Origin of the sequence: Paraburkholderia heleia NBRC 101817 (assembly GCF_000739775.1) — a bacterium.
Classification (GTDB): Bacteria; Pseudomonadota; Gammaproteobacteria; order Burkholderiales; family Burkholderiaceae; genus Paraburkholderia; species Paraburkholderia heleia.
In genome coordinates, this window is sequence record NZ_BBJH01000017.1 from 74,297 (window position 1) to 95,117 (window position 20,821).

Consider the following 20,821-nt stretch of genomic DNA (forward strand, 5'->3'; position numbering starts at 1 on the left):
TCCGGATGTCCTATTACACAAGGCTTTCGATCGCTTGATAGGGTTTTCGAACCGTTCTTGCAGCACGCATATTGGTACTCGCACCAATATCTGAAAAAAATCCCCCAAATTAATTTGATCACCTACACTTGCGCGCAAGTATGGATGGGCGGCCCGCCATGAACGGGTCATTCGCCATGCTGGCCAGGTGCATCAAGGATGCATCCTGCGTGGTCGTCCGCACGGGGAGCGACACGTTCGGGGCGCGGGAGCACTGGGCGATTACGTAGATTTTGGGTTCGAAACTGGAGACTTACATGACTATCAAGCTTCACAAGCTGTTGCCGATCAGCGCTGCGGCCATGATGTTCGCGTCGTTCGCAACGGCAGCGAGCGCAGACGTTACGGTCAAGATTGGCCACGTCGCGCCGCTTACGGGTGGGATTGCGCACCTCGGTAAAGACAACGAAAACGGCGCACGTCTCGCAGTCGAAGAGATCAACGCAAAGGGCCTCGTCATCGGCGGCCAGAAGGTCACGCTCGTGCTCGACGCGCAAGACGACGCAGCTGACCCCCGCACGGCCACCCAGGTCGCGCAGAAGCTCGTCGACGACAAGGTCGTTGCCGTCGTCGGCCACCTGAACTCGGGCACGTCGATCCCGGCATCGAAGATCTACAGCGATGCCGGCATCGTGCAGATCTCGCCGTCGGCCACGAACCCGGCCTACACGCAACAAGGCTTCAAGACGACCTACCGTGTCGTGGCGACCGACGCCCAGCAAGGCCCGGCGCTCGCGAACTACGCGGCGAAGGCCCTGAAGGTCAAGACCGTTGCCGTGGTCGACGACTCGACGGCTTATGGCCAGGGTCTCGCGAACGAATTCGAGAAGACCGCCAAGTCGCTCGGCATGAACGTGCTGTCGCATGACGCGACGAACGACAAGGCCGTGGACTTCCGCGCCATTCTGACGAAGATCAAGGGCGAAAACCCCGACGCGATCATGTACGGCGGCATGGACGCCACCGGCGGCCCGTTCGCCAAGCAAGCCAAGCAGCTTGGCCTGCGCGCGAAGGTGCTCGCGGGCGACGGCGTCTGTACCGACAAGCTGGCCGACCTGGCCGGCGACGCGACCGACAACATCGTGTGTTCGGAAGCGGGCATGGCGCTCGAAAAGATGCCGGGCGGCAAGGAATTCGAAGCCAAGTTCGAGAAGCGCTTCGGCCAGCCGATCCAGATCTACGCACCGTTCACGTATGACGCCGTGTACATCATCGTCGACGCCATGAAGCGTGCGAACTCGACGGATCCGGCAAAGATCCTCGCCGAAATGCCGAGCACGGACTACAAGGGCGTGATTGGCGAGACGACCTTCGATTCGAAGGGCGACCTCAAGCACGGCGTGATCTCGCTGTACAACTACAAGTCGGGCAAGAAGTCGCTGCTCGACGTCGTGAAGATGTAAATCGCGTTTAGCGATTTCGCTCACGCGACTGGAAAGGCCCGCGGGTTTTCGGACTCGCGGGCTTTTTTTGTTTCGGTTTCGCGCGACGCGGCAAGCGATGCGCTGTCAGATTCCCAGCCGCCGCAACACCTTCGGCCCCGCGAATGCCACGAGCGCCGCGCACAACGCCACGACGGCCAGCCCGACCGTGAGGTTGGTCACCTGGGTAATCCCGCCGATCATCACCGGCCCGAACAGCAAGCCGAAATACGCGATGCCCGCCACATGCGCGAGCCCTTCGGCCGCGTGAATGCCCTTCACGCGCGCGGCGGCCGCGAACAGCACCGGCATCATGTTGGCGAGGCCCAGGCCCATCAGCGTGAAACCCGTGAGCGCGGTGAACGGGAACGGCAGCAGCAGCGCGCCGATCATGCCCGCGCACGCGAGCGAGGCGCTCGCCATCACGAGCTGCGGCGCGCCGAAGCGCGCGCGCACGGCGTCGCCGGCGAAGCGCGCCGCGGCCATGCCGCCCGAGAACGCCGCGTAGGCCGCGCTGGCGAGCGCGGGCGTGGAGAGCACCACGTCGCGCATATAGACCGTGGCCCAGTCGTACATCGCGCCTTCGGCGATCAGGGCGATCAGCGCGATGGCGCCGAGCGCCCAGAGCGCGGGCGTGCGCCAGCGGTTGCCGGTTTTCGCGTGCTCGCCGTGGGTGGCGTGCGGCACGTGCGGCAGGACGGCCGGACACGAGATGAAGAGCACGAGCGCCGCCAGCGCCGATGCGAGAAAGAGATGCAGCGCCGGCGCCATGCCGCGCGCGAGCAGCGCGCCGCCAATCGCCGCGCCGGCCATGCCGCCCAGGCTGAACATGCCGTGCAGCCCCGACATGATCGGCCTGGCGACGGCTTCTTCCACGGCGCTCGCTTCGGCGTTCATGGCGACGTCGAGCGTGGCCATGCCCACGCCGAAAAAGGCGAGCACGACGATCAGCATCCAGTAATACGGCACGACCAGGATCAGCGCGCCGCACACGGACATCGTCAGGCCGCCGGTGAGGCAGGCGCGGCGCGAGCCCGCCCGCGCGATCCAGCCGCCGATGGTCGTCATCGCGGCGATCGAGCCGCCCGCGACCGCGAAGAGCGCGTAGGAGAGCAGCGCCGGGCTCAGATGGAACTTGTCGCGCACGGTGGGCACGTGCACGCCCCACGACGCGTACATCATGCCGGCGATGAAAAAGAGCGCCATGGTCGCGATGCGCGCGCGCTGACGCGTGGCGGCGGGCAGCGCGCGATGGTGGGCGGCGGGGCTCGCAACGGCGAGGGGGGGATCGGACGGTCGGTCGGACACGGGAATTCCGGCTAGAAGAGAGAAGGTGGGCCAGGAAGGCGCCTGAAAGCAAACGATGATTCTAACGAAGCTGCGATTGGCCTGTCGGAGCGCGCTTGCCGAGCCGGCTGCTCTGTTTGCCGAGCCAACTGCTCTACTATTGGGGCATCCATCGCTCGAGGACGCCCCCTTGAAGATTCCCGCTCACGCGCCGCTGCATCTGCTGCACCAGGCGCCCACCGCCACGCTCGCCACGCACTCGCGCGAGCCGCGCGGCTTCCCGTATCCCACGCTGCTGCCGTTCGCGCCCGACGCCAGGCACCGTCCGGTGATCCTGGTGAGCCGCCTCGCCGAGCACACGCGCAATCTGCTCGACGACCCGCGCGCGGGCTTTCTCGTCGCGCACGCCAGCGACGCCGACGTGCTGAACGCGCCGCGGGCCACGCTGCTCGGCCGCTTCGAGCCGGTCGAGGCGGCTGCCCACGAGGCGAACGATGCGCTGGCGCGGCGCTACGTGCGCTATCACCCGGACGCCGAGCGCTATCTCGCACTCGGCGACTTCACCTTCTGGGTCATGCACGTCGAGCGGCTGCGCTATATCGGCGGCTTTGGCGCGATGGGCTGGATGGACGGCGCCGACCTCGACACGCTGGCGCCGCTCGCTCCCGCCGAAGAAGCCACGCTGATCCGCTTTTTCGAAGCGCACCCCGCGCGGCGTGCCGGACTGGCGCTCGCAGGCGTGGATCGCTACGGCGCCGATCTCGCGATCGACGGCGCCCGCACGCGCTTCGTTTTCGATGCGCCACAGCTCGATCTGCAATCCTTGCATGCGGTGCTAGCAGACTGCATCGAGCGCCATACGCAATGACGGTTTTTTCCGCCCATGCGGGTGTTATCCGCCGTCCTGTATAGCGTGTAGCCTTATGCTGCTTTGCAACAACCTGTTTCTGTCCCCATTGGTTGACTCAAAGTTGTCATGCGATGAAATGTTTGACCTATTTCAACGTATTTAATTTTCATCCGCTGCTAATTATGAGATGTGGATTTATCTGGCAAAAGCGGGATTTAGTAAAAATGGGATTTGCACGGAATGACAGGGCGTTAGCGCCTTGCGTGACGGTGATGGATTGAAATCTGGCTTTAATTATTTTTATTGCTTACATGCATCCCGGCATTCAATTTTGTGTTAATCTCGCCACCGATTTCCGAGGCATGCATCTATCAATCGGCATACTGGCGCGAGATCAGTAGCCATTAAAGATCAAACCACAAGGGCACCTATGTCTTCCTACAAGGAACTTCTCGCTCAGCGAGAAAAGCTGGAAAAGCAGATTGAAGAGGCGAAGGCTCGCGAATATGCCGAAGTCCTCGACGAAATCAAGCAAAAGATGGCCGACTACGGCATTACCCTGGCAGAACTCGGCGGCGGCCGCGCCGGCGGCAAAGCCGCGAAGGCGGCCAGCCGTTCGCGTGCGAGCGTCGCGCCGAAATACCGCGATCCCGACAGCGGCAGCACGTGGTCGGGCCGCGGCAAGCCGCCGCGCTGGATCGCCGGTCAAGACCGCGATCGTTTTCTGATCCAGAAGTAAATCAGCCTGTCAGTGGCGCGTTTGAACGCGCTGCGCATGAGTGAAAGCAGGAACGGAGTCAGGTCAGGCATCTCCTGATTCCCGAAAACAAGAAGCCGCGCAGTCTGGGGACGCGCGGCTTTTTGATTTTCTGCGCCGCGTCAGGTTGCGACCGGCGGTATCGCCGGCTTGAATGAGAATGCTTCCCGCTATTGTAGGCATATGATTTAAAAGAGATTTTTAGGGATATCCATAAAATCGACGCAGCTGGCCGTTACAATCGCGGTTATTCCCTAATTTGCTCTCCCGCCGCACATGACTTCTTCCGCCGCCCCACCGCTGTCAGATAAACATGAGGTCGCGCGCCGCACGACGTGGGTCAGCGTTGCCGTCAATAGCGTGCTGGTAGTGCTGCAAATCGTCGTCGGCGTGTTTGCGCATTCGCAGGCTTTGATCGCCGACGGCGTTCATTCACTGGCCGATATCGTTTCGGACTTCGTCGTGCTGCTGGCCAACCGGCACAGCGGCGCCAAGCCGGACGCCGATCACAATTACGGCCACAGCCGTTATGAGACGGTCGCGTCGTTATTCCTTGGCGCATTGCTGATTGCAGTGGGCGTCGGCATGCTGGTGCGCGCCGGCACGCGCATCATGAATCTCGGCGATATTCCGGCGCTGCACGTGAGCGCGCTGGTCGTGGCGCTCCTCGTGCTGGTTTCCAAGGAAGGGCTCTTTCGCTACATGCTGCGCGAGGCGCAGCGCGTGCGCTCGGCCATGCTGATCGCCAATGCGTGGCATGCGCGCTCGGACGCGGCGTCGTCGCTCGTCGTGGCGATCGGCATCGTGGGCAGCCTCGCGGGCGTGCGGCTGCTCGATCCGATCGCCGCGGCCATCGTCGGCTTCATGGTCGCGCGCATGGGCTGGGTATTCGGCTGGGACGCGCTGCAGGACCTCTCCGACCGCGCGCTCGACGAAGCCGCCGCCGCGGACCTGCGCGCGCTGCTGATGGGCACCCCGGGCGTGCTCGACGTGCACGAGATGCGCACGCGCAAGACCGGCGACCTCGCGCTCGTGGACGCGCACATCCTCGTCGATCCGCTGATTTCGGTTTCGGAAGGGCACTACATCGCGGAGACAGCGCGCGCGCGCCTGCTCACCGATGCCCGCGTGCTCGACGCGCTGATTCACGTCGACCCCGAAGACGACATGCACGTGCGGTCCGTGGCCAACCTGCCTGCGCGCGACGATGTCGCAGCCCGCCTGCGAAGCGCGCTGGCGGAGCATGACGTGCATGTGGAAGCCGTCACGCTGCACTACTTGAGCACGGGTCTGGAAATTCAGGTGGTGCTGGCCGCGGCAGACGATGCGCGCCGCGCGGCTGGCGTGGATCTGGAGGCGCTGCGTGCGCGCCTCGGCGCGAGCAAGCTCGAGGTCGTGCAGCCGCTCGATGCGCATGGCGCGCAGGCCGCGCACGGCAAACCGCGCGAGACGCATTGAAGCGCGCGAAAAATGCGGGCGGCGCGACAGGGAAGCCGTCGCGCCTTCGCGCATTCACAGCGGCAATTGCGTATCGAACTTGATCTCCCGCAATACGACGCTCGTGCGCACCTGCGCCACGGCGGGAATGCGGAAGATGCGCTCGTGCAGGAAGGCGTCGTAGGCCTTGATGTCGGGCGCGACGATCTTGAGGATGTAGTCCGATTCGCCCGTGGTGCTGTAACACTCGGTGACTTCGGGGCAGGTGGCGATCTCGCGCTCGAAGGCTTCGACACCGCCTTCGGTGTGGCGCGTGAGATGGATGTGCGCGAGTGCGCACACGTGCAGGCCCAGCTTTTCGCGATCGAGCAGCGCCGTGTAGCGCTGGATCACGCCCGACTGTTCCATGTCCTTGATACGACGCCAGCAGGGCGTGCTGGAAAGCCCCACCTGGTCGGAGATTTCCTGCACCGAACGGCGCGCGTCGAGCTGCAGCAGGCGCAGGATCTTCTGAGAGAACGTATCGAGTGTCAACTGCGCCTCCATTGCGTCGCTGTATTCCTGAATGTTAGAGGCCAGGAGAACAGAACGCAATGCGAAGCGCAGATGATGAGGGAGATTACCTAATTTGCCGGAGTGCTCGCGGCGTTTTGCCCTGAGTCGTCCCCATCAGCGGCGAGCGCGGCTTGCTGCGCCCGCAGGTCGGCGAGCATGTTGCAGAAGAGGGCGCCTTGTTCGATCGCGTCGTCGAGCGCGACATGCGTGTGCGGATGGTCGTCGAACCAGTGCTTCGGAAAGCGCGGCTTGATGCACTTGCGGTACGGCAGGCCCGTCATCGCGAAGGCGAGCGTCTTGATGTCGAGCGCCGACCACGAGAACGGGCAACGCCCGGCGAAGCGCATCATGTACCAGAACATGAAGGTGAAATCGAAGCCCGCCGGCATCGCCACGAACACGGGCTTGCCGGGCAGCGCCTCCACCCATTCGACATAGGCGACGAGCGCCGCCGCCGGGTCTTGCAGGTCCTGGCGGCAGGCGGCCCAGGCTTCGGGCTGCGTTTCCCACCAGGCGGCCTGCACCGGATGCGGCGCCGCGCCTTCGAGCATCTCGAGATTGGCCGAGAACGTGGCGATCAGACGCTTGTCGGCGGTGTACGCCGCCGAAGCGAAACTCAACATCGAATGCGGGCCGGGAATGGGACCATCCGCCTCGACGTCGGTGCTGACGTAAATCTCTTCAATAGCGGCTTGATTCATCGTACTTTTCACTCTCATCCGGGTACGCCATCTGCGACGTAGGGGTTGGAGCGGCGCTCCTCGCCGAAAGTCGAAACCGGGCCATGGCCCGGCACGAACGTGACGTCGTCGCCGAGCGGCCAGAGCTTTTCGCGGATCGAACGGATCAGGTCCGCATGATTGCCGCGCGGAAAGTCCGTGCGCCCGATCGAACCCGCGAACAGCACGTCGCCGACCGTGGCGAGCCGGTGCTTGCGGCTGAAGAAGATCACGTGACCGGGCGTGTGCCCGGGGCAGTGGTAGACCTCGAGTTCCTCGCTGCCGAAGCGCACCGTGTCGCCGTCGTGAAGCCAGCGCGTGGGCTCGAACGCCTCGGCGTGACCGAAGCCGAAGCGCACGCTCTGCTGCGGCAACTGGTCGATCCAGAAGCGCTCGTCTTCCTGCGGGCCTTCGATCGGCACGCCGAACTTCGTGGCGAGCGCCTTCGCGCCGGCGCAGTGGTCGAGGTGGCCATGGGTGAGCAGCACCTTTTCCAGCTGCACGCCCTGACGCTCGATCTCGGCTTCGATGCGTTCGAGGTCGCCGCCCGGATCGACAACGGCGGCGCGGTTCGTCGTTTCGTCGACGAGCAGCGAGCAGTTTTGCTGGAACGGCGTGACGGGAATCAGCGTGACTTTCATGCGGGAATCGTGGGCGGGTTGGTGCGGTTCGGTCTCGCGGGGCGGGCGCAGCCACGCTTCGAAAGCGATCGATGCGCGCCGGCAGGCCCCAGCCAAAGGATCGATTGTACCGGGGTGCAGGAAGCGCCGCCGACGCGGCTCGCGGTGGCCGGAACCCCTTGTCTGACAAGGGATGCGGCGGCGCAAGACGAACGGCTTTGTTACATCAATAGTGAAAAATCATGGAGATTTGTGGGGCACCGGCGTGACAGGAATAACTTTTGGGTATAATGCGACCCATCACGCACGAAATTCGTGCTCTCAAAGGGCGGTGTGACCTTCGCAAAAAAAGAGGTCGCATACATCGCCGTCAAGCAGTGCTGTCGTTCGAGGCGGGCCGAAAGAGGCTGCCTTACAAGATAGCAAATCAGGTGTCGATCCGTTCGACGCCGCACGTCTTGCCCAGCCAGGTGCCACGCGCCTGCAACGGCCTACATGCCGTGACGCTGGGTGGGGCCTACGCCGCCGTTCCTGTGCGCCGGGAGTTTCCGGTGCGCCTGAACGAGCTTCATCGTTCGATGGCGGCATGTGGGGTCTGGTCAGGCTGCCGGGGACAGGTTGCGCCAGACGTGAAAGATAACTAGCGGTTAGCGGCTTATTGGGGCTGCATCCGGGCATTGGCACGCGTTCGCCTTTTTCATTCCAGGCGAGCGATGGCGAAGCTTTGCCCGCGACCGCCGAAGCCTTCCGACAACGCGCACACATGGCGCGGGACGGGCTTCGAAAACGTGATGGCAATGTTATGAACCTTAGACTGACTCGACGACGACTCGGGAGTCTCGCAGCCGTGTCCATTCTGGCCGGTTGCGCCATGCCGCCTGGCCCGCAGGACCAGGCGTCCAGCGACGCCCTTCGCACGAAGGACGCCGCATTCATCGCGCCGCAGGGCTACGGCTCCGCGCTCGCTGCGCTGCCCGCATCGGGCACCGCGAAGGACAACTCGCTCGCGAACGCCGAGGCGATCGACGAGGACAGCCCCGACGTCCATTCGTTCCACCAGACCGGCCGCGCCTCGTGGTACGGCCGCGCGTTCCACGGCCGCCGCACCGCAAGCGGCGAGCGCTTCAACATGAAGGCGCTCACGGCTGCGCACCGCACGCTGCCGCTCGGCTCGTATGTGCGCGTGAGCGTGCCCGGCACGTCGAAGTGGGTGGTGGTGAAGATCAACGACCGCGGCCCGTACGCACGTGGCCGGGTACTCGACCTCTCGTATGCCGCAGCCAAGCTCCTTGGCGTGCAGCACGCCGGTACGGCGAAGGTCGACATCGAAGGCCTCACGCGCCAGGAAGCGAAGGCCGCACAAGCCGAAATGGTTGCCGCGAACTCGAACGTCGATCACTAAGCGCATTCGTTTGGGCGTGGCGCTGAGTGCGCCGCGACGCGCCCGAAGCTGAACCGCTTGTTGCACGTTCGATACCGCTGAATGCATACGCGAAGGGCCGCCTTGTTAGGCGGCCCTTCGGTTTTTACGGCTCGTGCTTTTGACGGCTTCGGCCGGCGGCTCAGTCGTGCTCTTCTTCCTCGCCTTCGCCCTTCAGTTCCAGCGCCCGCGCGTAAAGCGCATTGCGCGACGCGCCCGTGAGCGCCGCCGCGATCTTCGCCGCGCCCTTGACCGGCACTTCCTGAAGCAGCACGCGCAGGAGCGCGTCGTGATCGGCCTCGCCCTCTGCCTGCCCGCTCGCGCCTTCCACCACCAGTACGAACTCGCCGCGCTGACGGTTCGCATCCGCAGCGAGCCACGCTGGCGCTTCGGCCAGGGTGCCGCTCCAGAGCGACTCGTGTAGCTTCGTCAATTCGCGGGCGATGAGGATGCGGCGCGCGGGGCCGAACGCATCGGCGAGCGACTGCACGGTTTCGACGATGCGATGCGGGGCTTCGTAAAACACCATCGCGTGCGTATGCGCGGCGAGCGGCTGCAATGCGGCCGCGCGTTGCCTGGCCTTGGGCGGCAGAAAACCGAGGAACGTGAAAGTCGAGACCCAGTCGCCGGCAGCGGAAAGCGCCGTGGCGAGTGCGCTCGCGCCAGGCAGCGGCACGACGTTGAGGCCGGCGGCGCGCACGGCATCCACGAGCTTGGCGCCCGGGTCGGAAATGCCTGGCGTGCCCGCGTCGGACACGCAGGCCACGCGCTCGCCCGCGCGCAGAAACTCGATCACGCGTTGCGCCGCCTCGCGCTCGTTGTGCTCGTGCACGGCGACGAGCGGCTTCGAAATACCGTAGCGCGCGAGGAGCTGGCCGGTGTTGCGCGTGTCCTCAGCGGCGATGCGATCGACGAGACCGAGCAGGTGCAGCGCGCGCAAGGTGATGTCGGCGGCATTGCCGATGGGCGTGGCCACGACGTACAGCGTGGCGGCCGGATACTGCTGGGTCTGTGCGAGTTCGAAGGGGGACGAGAGGGACGTCATGACACGCAACGCGCGAATGCAGGAAAAGAGGCCGACATTGTGCCACGCGCCCGCGAGCGCACCCGAGGGAAGCGGCGCGAACGAATGTGCACGCGTAGACAACTTTTATGCGCGAGCGCAGTCGAATGCCCAACGCCGCGCGACAGGCGCGCGTTTCGAAGCGCATGCACTGGCGTTTTTGCGGCGCGAGCGCCTGGAGCTGGTCGCGCGCAACGTGAGTTGCCGCGGCGGCGAAATCGATCTCGTGATGCGCGAGCGCGACGGCACGCTGGTGTTCGTGGAAGTGCGCGCACGGGCGCGTCCGGAGTTCGGTGGCGCGGCGGCCAGCGTGGGGTGGCGCAAACAGCAGCGCGTGTTGCGCGCGGCGCGGTACTTTCTCGCGACGTGGCGCGTCGGCGGTGCGAACGGCGGTGCGAACGGCGAAGCTCACACGCCAGCGCGCACGCCGCCCGCGTGCCGCTTCGACGTGATCGCGTTCGAGAGCGGCCGGCTCGTGTGGCTGCGCGACGCGTTTCGACCGGAAGCCCACCAGAGCTAAAACAGAGGCTCATAAAAAGAAGGGTGAAAATGAAGGCCCTCGAGTGCGCTAAACTTGCGGCACGCCGCATTACGCGGAAAATTTGCGATACCCGCAGTACAGATTAGAGAGTCGATGTCCGTCGAACGCATTCAACAGCACTTCCGCGATAGCGCAGCCATCACGCTCGCGGCCATGGAAACCTTGGCGGTCCCGATTGCCGCCGCGGTCGATACGATGTTCGCCGCGCTGGCGAACAGCAACAAGATTCTCGCGTGCGGTAACGGCGGATCCGCCGCCACCGCCCAGCAACTCGCTGCCGAACTGATCGGCCGGTTCGAGCGCGAACGCCCGGGCCTGCCCGCGCTCGCGCTGACCACCGACGCCTCGGTGCTCACCGCCGTTGCCAACGACTACGCGTACGAGCAGGTATTCGCGAAGCAGGTGCGCGCGCTCGGCCAGCCCGGCGACGTGCTGCTTGCCATCACGACCTCGGGCAACTCCGTGAACGTGCTGGCCGCCATCCAGGAAGCGCACGAACGCGAAATGGTCGTGATCGCGCTGACCGGCAGGGGCGGCGGCGACGTGAACAGCGTGCTCGCCGATACCGACATCCAGCTGTGCGTGCCGAGCGAGCGGACGGCGCGTATTCAGGAAGTGCATCAGTTAATTATTCACTGCCTGTGCGACGGCATCGACGCGATGCTGCTGGGCGAAGACTGACACCGTAAGACGAAGAGAGGGGAAGTTGATGAGCAGATACGGCATGACGCGCGCGCTGGCACGGACCACGCTGACGATCGGCTTCGCAGCCTCGCTCTGCGCAAGCTTGCAGGGCTGCTTCCTGGCGCTGGCGGGCGCGGCGGGCGGCACGGCGCTGGTGGCAACCGACCGCCGCACGGTGGGATCGCAAACCGAAGACCGCGAGATCCAGGTGAAGGCGCTGGCCGATCTCGGCAAGCAACTGCCCGATACGGCGCACGTGAACGTGGCGGTGTTCAACCAGCGCGTGCTGATCACGGGTGAAGTGCCCGACGACGCCTCGAAGCAGAAGGCCGAGAGCATCGTGCGAGGCGTGACGAACGTGGCTTCGATCGTCAACGAACTGGCGGTGCAGCCGGCCAGCTCGTTCTCCTCGCGCGCGAACGACTCGTACCTCGAAGGACGCGTGAAGGCGGAGCTGATTGCCTATAAGGACATCTCCGCGAACAACTTCAAGGTGGTGAGCGAGCGCGGCACGATCTATCTGATGGGCCTGGTTACGCCGGAGGAAGGCAATATCGCCGCCAACGCGACGGCCGGGGTGATGGGCGTGGCGCAGGTGGTGAAGTGCTATCAGTACATCGATGCGCAGCAGGCGGCGGTGGCGACGGCTGCTGCGGCGCCCAGTGCGCCGGCGGCGCCTGCTGCCGAAGCGCCGATGGTGGGGGCGGTGCCGGACTCGGGCGTGACTTCGCAGCCTATTGATCACCAACCGCCCGCGCCGGTGACGAATTCGTCGGCGACAAGGCCGGGGAATTCGGGGGCTTTGTGATGCGGCGGTTTATGGGTGGGGTTGTGGCTGCTGGGGCGCTTGTTGGGTTCGCTTTGCCGGCTTTTGCGGCTGTGCCGGATGGGTTGAGGGTGGCTCAGGCGAATGCCTGCATGGGGTGCCATGCGGTGGATCGCAAGCTTGTGGGGCCATCGTTCAAGGATGTCGCTGCGAAGTACAAGGGCGATGGTGCTGCCGAGGCCAGGCTGGAGAAGAAGGTGCGCGACGGCGGGGCTGGGGTTTGGGGGGCGATTCCCATGCCCTCTCACCCCGCGATGAGCGCCGCCGATATTCATTCCGTGGTGGGCTGGGTGCTGGCTGGAGCGCCTTCGAAGTAGTTTTGCTTGGGGTCAAATTTGACACTTGGCAAAATGGATTTCGTGTGTGTAGAATCGGTGATTCGTTGGGGCGGTAGCTCAGCTGGGAGAGCGTCGCGTTCGCAATGCGAAGGTCGGGAGTTCGATCCTCCTCCGCTCCACCATCAGACATTCCAGGCAGTTCCAAAGAAGTCCGCAAACCCCGCGTCCTATAAGGCTCGCGGGGGTAGAGATGATCAGCCTGACCGAAATGGCCCGATTGGCTTATGCTGAGCGGGCCATTTCCTCTTTTGGGAGATCGTCATCGGCGTCGCCACGTTGATCGGAATCGATCTGGGCAAGCTCTTCCCACATGCGCAGGGCGGCCACGGGCATGATGTGTGGCGCAAGAGATTCACGCGTGCTCAACTACCGACATCGCTTGCAAGCTACGCAGCGCGCACTCTTTCGCAAGCTCCAGATATTCGGCATCGGGTGCTGCCGACCGTGCCGCAGTTCGCACGCCCCTTCGTGAAAGGAAGCAAGAGCGATTTCGATGATGCCGACGCAATCTAAGAAGCGGCGTTGGGACCGTCCATGCGCTTCGTCGCAGTCAAGACGCCCGACCAGCGGACGCTGCTTGCACTGTATTGCGCGCGCCAGGCACCGGTGACCGGGGCGTACGGCCACGACCAACCAGATCCACGGCTTCTGCTCGAATTCGGCGTTAGCTTGCCATCCATCCGGCTGCTAGCCTTGCCGGATGATCCAACCAAGGCGTTACTACCGCGGCTCGTTTGAATCTTGCTGCGGCTACATCGGCGCTACGGCCAGCTTACCGAGGAGATTGCGCAGCTTCGAAGGCGAACTCAAGCGCTAGCCTGCTGAAGACGAGGCGGCCCAGGGGCTACTGTATTGACCCGGCTAGAATTTGGTGAGGAGGCCCAATCCTTAGACATCGTGGCCCCGAATGCACTTGTAAACGCGCTTGCGAGCTGGCGCGAGCATGAGGAGGCCGCGTCAGGGAGCGAGCAATCGGTGAGCGGCCTCGCGCGCCCCTCCGATGTCATTCTTTCAAATCTGCCCATTCCGAGAGTTGCTTAAAGAGTTTAGTTTCCCCATTTCCGGCTGCCGGGAAGTTGGAAAAGCTGAGCTCTATGCCAGACTCGACGAAGTTTTTGTGGATTTTGCGCATGTATGATGTAAAAAAATCCTCGGAAAGGTCTTTCTTTTCTTCCCCTATCCGAAAAAAAATCGGTAAGAGCCGCATGAGCGCGCCGAATCCGATGGTTTTGGAAAGCGGGGATTGGTAATCGTTCCATTCAGATTTAAAAACGGACGAAACCGCATTGAAATAGTTTGTCATGATGCGCATGATGATCGCATCTTCTTCATCTATCCAAAGCTTCCGAAAAACGAGGGCGCCATGCGCTTTTTCATCGTATTGAGGGGTCTGTCCTCGCTTGACTGCATCCCGATCCATTGCAGCATCCATTGTAATGAGATTGAGGAGGCGCTCTACAACGGTCCCTTGACTCAGATTTGCCTTGTATAAAAATTGATCACCAACCTTTGGATTGGTTCCGAGGAGTTTGATTCGCCTATAAAATGGAGAATTCTCATCTGAGTTCATGCCTTTTGCTACCAAGTGGGCGCTGCGCTGCGGGCTTCGAGTCTCGGCAATATCGAATAAATCGTATACTAGTGATTTGCTCACCTTGGTTTGCGTGGAGTTTATTGTGGAAAATAAATATGCTTTCTCTTCTTCCTCCAGGCCGATGAATATAGTTACGATTAAGTCGAATTTTTTGCTGTTCTCGTCATTAAAACCTTTCAGGCGATGTTGTCCGTCGATAACCGAAAAAGAATCTTTACTGTCAAGAATCTGAAATTTGTACAGTCCTCGGTCTCTGCCGTCAGTGGATATTGGAGTTGGTCCATCAAGCAGTGATTTTTTGGCCAAACTCAGTATTATTGAATTGGGAAAGCTCGCATCGACGGTCGCAAGATAATCTCGAATCTCGCTTACACGCCGTTCACTCAGGGCGCGTTGAATTCCCTCGTTCGTTTCGTCTTTGGCGTCGACGACCTTCCGAGGCTCCGGTGCGGCTGTTCTTCGGACAACTTCCGCGGGTAGAACGCAGACAAAGAACTCTCCAATCGGCTGAGTGACCTTTGTTGCATAAAATTCTATCGTTTTCATATTAATACCGCATGCCGTTATGGATGGTTACGTCCGCAGATATTTTTTGGATAGTTGTGGTCATGTTTTTTTCCTGTTCTGCGTAGTCCTCGGTCTTTTGTAGTGATTTAACCGTTTCAGATATTACAGAGACAACGAGTGCGTCCCGCCCTTTGAGTTGAACAAGATGCGAGAGAAAGCCGATTATTACAGAACTCAGAAGTAATCCCAAGCTAACCCAAAGGGCAATATGGTTGTCAATCTTTTTATCCTGAAGAAGTTCGCTGGGAGTTTTTACGAAGGCAAGGAGCGCGCCGACGATGAGCACCAATATCGTGATTCGTCTAAGCCACGCCTTGGATTCCTTCAGTAGGGCGTCTTCCGATTCGTCTAGCCATTCCGCGCTTGTTGCTGCGATGGTCATCGCAAGTACGGTGATTCCCAAGATAAAATCTTGGGGCAGGCTTGGTGGCTTAAGGCTGAGTGCAGTTGCGATTAAGCTAACTAGCAATGCAATGGATCCCAAAATTAGATTGCCAAATATCCATCTTAAAAAAACAAGAACCCATCCCAGGAAATTGCTTGGAAATTGCTTCGGAAATTGATGCTTATTCATCTAAGTGCTCGAAGGCGTTGGAGCGCGTCAATCGAAAGACGGCATATGTGTGCTATTGACGCAATATTATTGGCGGTTTTTGCGACTTCATATTTTTGCCCAATATATGGGCAAGTTTGCCTTGCGGCGGTAGTGCTTCAGACGGGCCTCGTGTACACTTAATGTAACAGATTGTGACGATTTTTGGGGTATGAGTCTCGCGCTTCTCGTAGCGGATGAGCGTGGCTGCGACCTGCGGTAGTGCCGCAGTTGCCCAGTTCATAGGTCGCTTCTTTGGTAGAATTCGGCTGCCTATCGAACGTAGCGTCCGCCCGCTCTCTTGGCACGGCAGGCTTCCGTATGTGCTGCGGTTCTGAGGCGCCAAACATGGAGAAGTTTGTGTCTGAAGATGTTGATCGCCCTATTGCTGAACGCTGGCAAGGAATCGTCCAGCATGTAAAGGACGAGTACCTCTCACCTACACAGGGCTACCCATGGATTGTTGGATTCTCGGGCGGCAAGGATTCGACCGTCGTAGCCCACGCTGTTTTCGAAGCGCTGCGCGCAGTCCCACCGTCACAACGCGCTAGGCCGGTTCACATCGTGTCCAACGACACGCTGGTTGAAAGTCCGCTCGTAATCGCGCACCTCGATGAGGTAACGGCGCAAATCGACGACGCAGTGAGTAGTTTGGGTCTGCCGCTCACGGTCGCGCGTACACGCCCAGAGCTCGATAAGTCATTTTGGGTCTTGCTCATAGGTAAGGGCTATCCAAGCCCAAACTCCCAAATGCGCTGGTGCACAGACCGGCTGAAGATTCAACCTACCAGCGGCTATATCAAGGCAAACATCTCCGATCACGGTGCGGCGATTGTAGTGCTGGGCGTTCGTCGGACCGAAAGCATCCGTCGCATGATGACTGTCGATAAGTATGAGAACGAGCGCGGTACAAACCTAAACCCGCATTCAAGCATCCCGGGGGCATACGTCTTTCGTCCTATCGTCGATTTATCGACGGACGATGTCTGGGAAATCCTGGGATCCTTTCCAGCCCCGTGGGGGGGGACTCATAGTAAGCTGTTTCAGCTTTATCGTGATGCGGAAGGGGGGGAGTGCCCCGTTGTGCTGAGCAAAGACGAAGCTCCGGGGTGCGGTACGCCGAATAGTCGGTTCGGCTGCTGGACCTGCACGGTCGTCGAGAAGGACAAGAGTCTGCAAGGGTTTATCGACTCGGGCAAACATCGCTATCAGCCACTCGTTGGTTTCCGCGACTGGCTTGTAGACATCCGCAATGATCCAAATCGTCGCAGCGCCATCCGGCGCAATGGGCGCCTCACCTTTGATCTCACTGGCAAACATATTCCTGGTCCATTCACGATCCAGGCGCGTCGCGAAATCTTAGATCGATTGTTGCTTGTGCAGTCAGAGTTTGGCGGGCGCCTGATATCGGACGACGAACTCGAACTTATCCACAAGACGTGGGCAACCGAACTACAGCAAGAAGAAAGTCTAGCAAATGTCTGACGAACAATACGACGATAGCTCCGTCGCAGACCTTCCGTTGTGGTCTAATACCGAAGCGAACAATCGCTTGGCCGACGTGTGCAATAAATATAACGTGCCCATCGGGGTTATCACTGATCTGGTTTCACTTCAGCGCGAGAGGCAGCACCAAGAACGCGCAGCGGGCATCTATGCCCGCATCGAGGAAATCCTAGGAAGCATGGACTAGGGGACTTATTTTGTGGATTTCTAAGATTGAACTGACGCATTTCAAAAGCTATCCTCACGCGGAATTCAATTTTCCTGAGCCGGCCGACGGTCGGAACATCGTTCTTGTGGGCGGTTTGAACGGTTACGGGAAGACTTCAATTCTTGAAGCGCTCTACCTTTGCTTGTATGGCAAGGACGCCATGGTTCACTTGGCGCGCGCAGGCCTGAAGCCCGATGATTACAAAGGCTATCCGACGTTTCTGGAAAGAGCCTTCAACGGAGAGGCGCGGCGAGAGGGCCAAGACCAGATGACGGTCCGGGTGGTGGTCCAGCGTACGAAGACCAAAGGCATCGACATTTCCCGGCGGTGGTACTTTAAGACCTCTACAGGACAGTGGCTCGAGGAAGAAGCCATTGTGCGCGAGGTGACGCGCAGTGTACCGGGCGTTCCTAAGAGGGACGGAAAGGCTGGCTTCCAACTCGCAGACCTTCTTGACGACCACTTCGTGCCGGCACACATCGCGCCGTTTTTCTTTTTTGACGGCGAAGAAGTCAAGAAGCTTGCGGATCAATCTCGTATTGAGCAGGTCAAGCAAGGCTTGGAAGGTTTGCTTGGCGTCGTATTGTTGCGCAACCTCGCCGAACGGCTTAAGACTTTCGAGAGCACCAAGCGTTCCGCGATCTCAAGCGTTGACGATGAAAACATCGACCGACTGCTGGAAGCACTGACTACTGACGAAGAGCGACTCAAACTCCTCCAGAAAGACGCGGAAAACAGTCAGCGTAAGCTGACTCAACTTAAGGCGGAGCGTACTTCGTACTTCGAACGTATCACCGCTTCCGGCGGCGGCGGTGGCGACATTGCGACTGTCAAAGATCTCGTGGAAGAGCGCGAGCAGCTTCGCGGTGCACAAAAGGATGCGCAGAAGGCCCTGGAGCGTATCCTCGCCGAGAAATTGCCGTTTCATCTAATGCCGAAGGCGCTCTTGGCTGACTTCAAAAATCAGCTGCACGAAGAAGTGGCGCTGGCGGAGTGGCAAACTGAATGCCGTGCGTTACAACCGAAGCGAGATCAGTTTCAAAGCGCATTCCTTGGCGCGGCGAGCCCAGAAATTTCACCGGCTTTGACTGTCGATCAAATCGAGGCGTTAAAAGGTCGGATTGAGACAGCATGGGCGTCTCTTTTTCATCCGCCACCGCCAAACTGCGCTGACACAGTCATTCATGGGTACCTTCATGAAGGCTTGCGCACACGTGCGCTTCAGTTTTTGGACACCATTGCTGTCGGGCAACAAGAGGTGCATGACTTATTGTCTGAGCAGCGCGACTTTGGAGAGCGCATCGAGGAGCTTAACCGCAAGATTGCGCGTGTGGAGGGCATTGACCGAGACGGTACGTTGACTGAGCTGAAAAGCAACCTCAGTCGCGTCTCCGCCGAAATTGACGAAATGGAAGCACATATTCGCGAGGACGACCGCGAAGTGCTTGGCCTTGAAGTCACGGTCAACAACATGCGCTCCCGATATACCCAAGAAGCGAAGCGGCGTGACGAGACAAGCCCAGTTCGGCAACTGCTAAATAAATCGGAGCGCGTTCGATCGGTCCTGGAAGAGGTCGTGCCATTGCTATTTCCTTTGAAGGTTCAGGCATTGGGGCGAGCAATGACGAAGGTCTACAAGCAACTGGCACATAAAGACCAAGTGGCGAGTATCACCATTGACAACGACGGCACTACGCATATCTTGGGTAAGACGGGTAAGGAAATGTCGTTTGATCGATCCGCGGGCGAGAACCAGATTTTCGCAACCGCACTCATTGCCGGCCTTGCTGAAGTGTCAGGTGTTAAGGCGCCAATGGTCGTCGATACGCCGCTGGGCCGCCTCGACAGCAAACACCGTCAAAATATCTTCCAGTTCTGGACAGGAAACCCGGACCGCCAGGTCATCTTGTTATCCCAAGACCAAGAAATCGATATTGACTTCTACAGGCGCATCAACAAGAGCGTGTCCGTGACATACCTGCTTGAACATGAAGACGTTGGTGACGGCATCGGCCGTACAACTGCAAGGGAAGGCAAATACTTCGGAGCTGCGAAATGAGTGACCTGGACGTACAGCAAGCGCTCAGTCTTCGGTACCGAACCAGCCTTGAAGCGGATAACTATACGGACCAATTGCGTCAGTTACTTGGCCTAGATACCAAGGCACAGGTGGCTCGTTTGGCCATCGGACGCTCCCTAGCCATGGGAAAGCTTTCGAATGAGACCGTCGACTCGCAAGGTAAGGATATTCCTGCCATGTCACTGTTCTCTCCGGAAAACATTGGCGCATGGGTTGGGCTGTTGGTCTCACACTCATTGACCAATGGCGGCGCGGCGATTGACTCGATGGATGGTTTGCGAACATCCATCCGCGCTCACTGGCACCGTGGCGCCGTCGCTCTCTGGGCTGATTGGGTCGGTGTCGATCGGAACTACGATAAGTTTATCGAAGCCTTGATGCGCCGCTCGGATATGCCGGACTTCGCCGCGAAACGACCCGCCATCAAGGAGGCTGATTCTGAGGACCTAGCGGACAAGCTTACGTCGAATGACGCTTCTCAGGCATTGCCGAAGGCGCTCGCCGAACTCGGCATCAAGGTGCAAGTCAAGGGTACGATTCATGGACCGCGCATGACACGTTACCGCGTTCTTCTAGTCAATCTTGCGGACTCGGCGAAGCTCAAGCGCAGCATGCCGCAATTGGGACTCGCGCTCAATCTTGGAAGCGCTTTACCGACGGTATCTAACGGCGACGAGGCCAAAACACTATTTATCGATTTGCCTCGCCCCAAAGCAACGTGGAAGACGGTTGGCATTGAACGACTGCGCGAGTGGGCGCAAGTCGGTCCGAAGGACGCAAATCAACTAATGGTCTACGCTGGCGTTGATGTAACAGGGGAAGATGTCGCGTTCGATCTGGCGGTTACCCCGCACCTGCTGGTAGGGGGGACAACCGGTTCCGGCAAGAGTGTCTGCCTCCATTCACTCATCTTGTCTCTGCTCCAAAGGCACAAGCCCAACACGTTGCAACTCGCCCTTATTGACCCGAAGCAGGTTGAGTTTGCTCAATATGCGAAGCTCCAGAACCTCTACGGGGGTGCGGTTGCGACTGAACTTGCCCAAGCGCGCGAAATGCTTCAGGAGCTTGGTGTTGAGATGGACGCTCGCTACAGCATCTTCAGCCGGCTTGGTGTTTCCAACATTAGTGAGGCTCGTCGAAAAGGGCAAGCAATGCCATTTATTGTGTTGCTTATCGAGGAGCTTGCAGATCTGGTATTGCAAGACCCCAGTATCGAGCCGCTTATTGCACGGCTAGCACAGAAGGCGCGTGCGGCCGGTATCCACCTTGTGCTGGCGACACAACGCCCAGACTCAGAGACCTTCTCGGGGCTCATCCGGAGCAACATCCCGGGACGGATCGCCTTAACTGTTCAGAAGAGTACAGAGTCGACCATCATCCTTGACGAGAAAGGTGCGGAGAACCTGCTCGGCTCAGGTGATATGCTGATCCGCATGCCGGGTGAAGGGCCAAGACGTGCCCATGGAGTGTTCGTGAAGCTGGAGAACATTGCGCAATTGGTCGCTGCAGGGGCTAGGTAGTTGAGGAAGTACCGTCCGTGAAACGCTTCCGCCGAAAATATCGCTGATGTTATGGCCGCTAGATTCGAGGTTGGTGCAAAGCACCGAGCTCCGTGGAAAAATCGTTCTCATGTCTTCCTGCTCACCGAAGTACCGCGTTCCTTGAAAAGGCGCGCGGTAGCAGCTTCCCGCTCGGGGTCGGAGCCATCTCGTATGCC

21 protein-coding genes and 1 tRNA gene are annotated in these 20,821 nt (G+C 60.2%); 15 read left to right on the top strand and 7 right to left on the bottom strand.

Features of this window, described 5'->3' with window-relative positions; translation table 11 throughout:
- The first annotated feature begins 296 nt into the window (after positions 1-296).
- Entirely contained in the window at positions 297-1,442 is a 1,146-nt protein-coding gene (locus BHE01S_RS15460) for a branched-chain amino acid ABC transporter substrate-binding protein (RefSeq protein WP_042265525.1), read from the top strand.
- 105 nt (positions 1,443-1,547) lie between these two features.
- On the opposite strand, the gene BHE01S_RS15465 is transcribed toward BHE01S_RS15460, so the two are convergent.
- Positions 1,548-2,768, bottom strand: coding sequence for an MFS transporter (locus tag BHE01S_RS15465; RefSeq protein ID WP_042265528.1), 1,221 nt, complete (start codon positions 2,766-2,768; stop codon positions 1,548-1,550).
- Between the two features lie 169 nt (positions 2,769-2,937).
- Here BHE01S_RS15465 and BHE01S_RS15470 point away from each other — a divergent pair, with 169 nt between their 5' ends.
- The 3 genes from BHE01S_RS15470 (at position 2,938) to BHE01S_RS15480 (ending at position 5,812) form a co-directional block, all read left to right on the top strand.
- On the top strand, positions 2,938-3,615 hold the full coding sequence (locus BHE01S_RS15470) for a HugZ family pyridoxamine 5'-phosphate oxidase (RefSeq protein ID WP_042265530.1): 678 nt from the start codon (positions 2,938-2,940) through the stop codon (positions 3,613-3,615).
- A 412-nt stretch (positions 3,616-4,027) separates the two neighbouring features.
- Positions 4,028-4,336, top strand: a complete 309-nt coding sequence (locus tag BHE01S_RS15475) for an H-NS histone family protein (protein WP_042265531.1) — start codon at positions 4,028-4,030, stop codon at positions 4,334-4,336.
- A gap of 294 nt (positions 4,337-4,630) precedes the next feature.
- On the top strand, positions 4,631-5,812 hold the full coding sequence (locus tag BHE01S_RS15480; protein WP_042265533.1) for a cation diffusion facilitator family transporter: 1,182 nt from the start codon (positions 4,631-4,633) through the stop codon (positions 5,810-5,812).
- Between the two features lie 54 nt (positions 5,813-5,866).
- On the opposite strand, the gene BHE01S_RS15485 is transcribed toward BHE01S_RS15480, so the two are convergent.
- The 3 genes from BHE01S_RS15485 to BHE01S_RS15495 all read right to left on the bottom strand — a co-directional run bounded on the left by BHE01S_RS15485 (position 5,867) and on the right by BHE01S_RS15495 (position 7,706).
- Complete coding sequence (locus BHE01S_RS15485) at positions 5,867-6,337, bottom strand: Lrp/AsnC family transcriptional regulator (RefSeq protein ID WP_174479506.1); 471 nt, start codon at positions 6,335-6,337, stop codon at positions 5,867-5,869.
- A 77-nt stretch (positions 6,338-6,414) separates the two neighbouring features.
- Positions 6,415-7,047 carry a 3'-5' exonuclease family protein gene (locus BHE01S_RS15490; RefSeq protein WP_042265535.1) on the bottom strand — a complete coding sequence of 211 codons (633 nt, stop codon included), beginning with the start codon at positions 7,045-7,047 and terminating at the stop codon, positions 6,415-6,417.
- 14 nt (positions 7,048-7,061) lie between these two features.
- A complete protein-coding gene (locus BHE01S_RS15495; RefSeq protein ID WP_042265537.1) occupies positions 7,062-7,706 on the bottom strand; it encodes an MBL fold metallo-hydrolase in 645 nt (214 codons plus the stop codon).
- A 781-nt stretch (positions 7,707-8,487) separates the two neighbouring features.
- On the opposite strand from BHE01S_RS15495, the gene BHE01S_RS15500 reads away from it, so the two are divergent.
- Positions 8,488-9,087: a septal ring lytic transglycosylase RlpA family protein gene (locus BHE01S_RS15500; protein WP_042265540.1), complete on the top strand. Its 600-nt coding sequence runs from the start codon at positions 8,488-8,490 to the stop codon at positions 9,085-9,087.
- A 160-nt stretch (positions 9,088-9,247) separates the two neighbouring features.
- Here BHE01S_RS15500 and rsmI read toward each other — a convergent pair whose 3' ends face one another.
- The gene (gene rsmI, locus BHE01S_RS15505; protein WP_042265542.1) at positions 9,248-10,150 is read right to left on the bottom strand and encodes a 16S rRNA (cytidine(1402)-2'-O)-methyltransferase; all 903 of its coding nucleotides are present in this window, start codon (positions 10,148-10,150) and stop codon (positions 9,248-9,250) included.
- Between rsmI and BHE01S_RS15510 the strand changes: the two genes are divergently transcribed.
- From BHE01S_RS15510 to BHE01S_RS39855, 6 genes are all read left to right on the top strand, one after another.
- A complete protein-coding gene (locus BHE01S_RS15510; RefSeq protein WP_052405947.1) occupies positions 10,149-10,688 on the top strand; it encodes a YraN family protein in 540 nt (179 codons plus the stop codon). The two genes, rsmI and BHE01S_RS15510, sit on opposite strands and share 2 nt — an antisense overlap.
- Before the next feature lie 114 nt (positions 10,689-10,802).
- Complete coding sequence (locus tag BHE01S_RS15515) at positions 10,803-11,390, top strand: phosphoheptose isomerase (RefSeq protein WP_042265543.1); 588 nt, start codon at positions 10,803-10,805, stop codon at positions 11,388-11,390.
- 28 nt (positions 11,391-11,418) lie between these two features.
- The gene (locus BHE01S_RS15520) at positions 11,419-12,201 is read left to right on the top strand and encodes a BON domain-containing protein (protein WP_042265546.1); all 783 of its coding nucleotides are present in this window, start codon (positions 11,419-11,421) and stop codon (positions 12,199-12,201) included.
- On the top strand, positions 12,201-12,536 hold the full coding sequence (locus BHE01S_RS15525) for a c-type cytochrome (RefSeq protein WP_042265547.1): 336 nt from the start codon (positions 12,201-12,203) through the stop codon (positions 12,534-12,536). The genes BHE01S_RS15520 and BHE01S_RS15525 overlap by 1 nt, the downstream gene beginning before the upstream one ends.
- A 67-nt stretch (positions 12,537-12,603) precedes the next feature.
- Positions 12,604-12,679 (top strand) — tRNA-Ala (locus tag BHE01S_RS15530).
- Positions 12,680-12,833: 154 nt separating this feature from the next.
- Positions 12,834-13,070, top strand: coding sequence for a hypothetical protein (locus BHE01S_RS39855; protein ID WP_157025407.1), 237 nt, complete (start codon positions 12,834-12,836; stop codon positions 13,068-13,070).
- A gap of 490 nt (positions 13,071-13,560) precedes the next feature.
- Here the strand turns inward: BHE01S_RS39855 and BHE01S_RS36805 are convergent, their stop codons facing one another.
- Positions 13,561-14,697, bottom strand: coding sequence for a DGQHR domain-containing protein (locus BHE01S_RS36805; protein ID WP_084068893.1), 1,137 nt, complete (start codon positions 14,695-14,697; stop codon positions 13,561-13,563).
- Between the two features lies 1 nt (position 14,698).
- A complete protein-coding gene (locus tag BHE01S_RS15540) occupies positions 14,699-15,292 on the bottom strand; it encodes a hypothetical protein (protein WP_157025409.1) in 594 nt (197 codons plus the stop codon).
- 366 nt (positions 15,293-15,658) lie between these two features.
- Between BHE01S_RS15540 and dndC the strand changes: the two genes are divergently transcribed.
- From dndC to BHE01S_RS15560, 4 genes are read left to right on the top strand one after another with little or no spacing between them, the layout of a single operon-like run.
- Positions 15,659-16,795, top strand: coding sequence for a DNA phosphorothioation system sulfurtransferase DndC (dndC, locus tag BHE01S_RS36810; protein ID WP_084068895.1), 1,137 nt, complete (start codon positions 15,659-15,661; stop codon positions 16,793-16,795).
- Positions 16,788-17,003, top strand: coding sequence for a DNA modification system-associated small protein (locus tag BHE01S_RS15550; protein ID WP_042265555.1), 216 nt, complete (start codon positions 16,788-16,790; stop codon positions 17,001-17,003). Before dndC ends, BHE01S_RS15550 begins: the two co-directional genes overlap by 8 nt.
- Positions 17,004-17,013: 10 nt before the next feature.
- Complete coding sequence (gene dndD, locus BHE01S_RS15555) at positions 17,014-19,083, top strand: DNA sulfur modification protein DndD (protein ID WP_042265557.1); 2,070 nt, start codon at positions 17,014-17,016, stop codon at positions 19,081-19,083.
- On the top strand, positions 19,080-20,624 hold the full coding sequence (locus BHE01S_RS15560; protein WP_042265559.1) for an FtsK/SpoIIIE domain-containing protein: 1,545 nt from the start codon (positions 19,080-19,082) through the stop codon (positions 20,622-20,624). Before dndD ends, BHE01S_RS15560 begins: the two co-directional genes overlap by 4 nt.
- Positions 20,625-20,821 lie beyond the last annotated feature (197 nt).